The organism is Peptoniphilus sp. HMSC062D09 (assembly GCF_001811425.1).
Classification (GTDB): Bacteria; Bacillota; Clostridia; order Tissierellales; family Peptoniphilaceae; genus Peptoniphilus_A.
This window is the reverse complement of the sequence record NZ_KV804746.1, coordinates 5,094-5,724: the sequence shown is the minus strand read 5'-3', so window position 1 is coordinate 5,724 and position 631 is coordinate 5,094. Positions and strand designations below refer to the sequence as shown.

Annotated in this window: 1 CRISPR repeat array. The window is 56.3% G+C overall.

What is annotated here, in order from left to right:
* Position 1: 1 nt before the first annotated feature.
* Positions 2–576: a CRISPR direct-repeat array (repeat unit 26 nt; unit sequence AGTCCCCGCGTGGGCGGGGGTGATCC).
* Between the last annotated feature and the right edge of the window lie 55 nt (positions 577–631).

The following is a 631-nucleotide window of genomic DNA, read 5'->3' as shown; positions in this document are numbered from 1 at the left end:
TAGTCCCCGCGTGGGCGGGGGTGATCCTCCCAATGTCTAAGCTAGAGAGAGGCGACCTAGGTAGTCCCCGCGTGGGCGGGGGTGATCCTAAGGCGATAGATCCTGCAGAAACTAATAGACTGTAGTCCCCGCGTGGGCGGGGGTGATCCTCCTTATAAACTCGTTATATACTTGTCTTAGCTGTAGTCCCCGCGTGGGCGGGGGTGATCCTAAAAAAGAAAAAGATAGATAGAGAAATTAATGGTAGTCCCCGCGTGGGCGGGGGTGATCCTGAGTTAGCCAGTCCATGGAAAAAGTGGGAGGAGTAGTCCCCGCGTGGGCGGGGGTGATCCCACTAATATTATCTCCATCTGGGTCGTTAGCCTGTAGTCCCCGCGTGGGCGGGGGTGATCCTCAATATCCAGCCAGTAGAAGCTTATGACTATCGTAGTCCCCGCGTGGGCGGGGGTGATCCCGACTTCCATTTCTAATCTGTCGTCTTGGACGTGTAGTCCCCGCGTGGGCGGGGGTGATCCCGACTTCCATTTCTAATCTGTCGTCTTGGACGTGTAGTCCCCGCGTGGGCGGGGGTGATCCCTATTGTGTCTTTATATTTGTCATAAGCCTTTTGTAGTCCCCGCGTGGGCGGGGG